This is a genomic window from Pseudolactococcus raffinolactis NBRC 100932 (assembly GCF_001591765.1).
GTDB lineage: Bacteria > Bacillota > Bacilli > Lactobacillales > Streptococcaceae > Pseudolactococcus > Pseudolactococcus raffinolactis.
The window spans coordinates 1-566 of the sequence record NZ_BCVN01000109.1; the positions used below are offsets into that span (position 1 = coordinate 1).

At 36.4% G+C, this 566-nt stretch carries 2 protein-coding genes; both read right to left on the reverse strand.

Annotated features, from left to right (window positions below; translation table 11 throughout):
* Positions 1 to 18 precede the first annotated feature (18 nt).
* On the reverse strand, positions 19 to 216 hold the full coding sequence (locus LRA01S_RS10645) for a hypothetical protein (RefSeq protein WP_061775572.1): 198 nt from the start codon (positions 214 to 216) through the stop codon (positions 19 to 21).
* 5 nt (positions 217 to 221) lie between these two features.
* Positions 222 to 566, reverse strand: a 345-nt coding sequence (locus tag LRA01S_RS11155; protein ID WP_306301682.1) for a hypothetical protein, incomplete at its 5' end; no start/stop codon positions are given.

The window sequence follows — 566 nt, forward strand, 5'->3', positions numbered from 1 at the left end:
CCTCAGCACTGCTATTTGTTAAAACGCATCAAAGTCATTTTGACTTGCTTTAATAGTTTTTTGTTTTCCGTCTTCGCTGTTGTTATCAATGTATTCCTGAATATAGTCAAGACATTGCCCTATGTTCATGTCGTCCATTTCGTCAGCTGTTAAGCCCACTTGCTTACACACATAGTAGAAACTTTCTTCACTGAAAACTTCATCTGAGCCTGACACATCATCTACTTTTTTTTAGTTGAGATGCTCGATTCTAACAGGTCAATGATTTCTGGGAAAATTTCAGCAAGTGGCATACTGTCAAATTCATCCAACCAATCAAGTGGGTCACCAATTTCTTTGTTTGCTGTTTTCGCAAGTACCCAGATAAAGTTATAGAAAACTTCAAAATCCAAATAATCAAGTTCTGAATAGTCAATCTTTGCTAGATCAAATTCTTCACCAGTGTTGCTTGCCATCAACTTGCTTAGCTTTAATAACTCTGAAAAGTAATCTTTTCTAAACTGTGCTTTATATCTTTTGGGTGTGCCAGCCGTGCTTTTTAACTTAACTTTTCTTCCATCGATCTC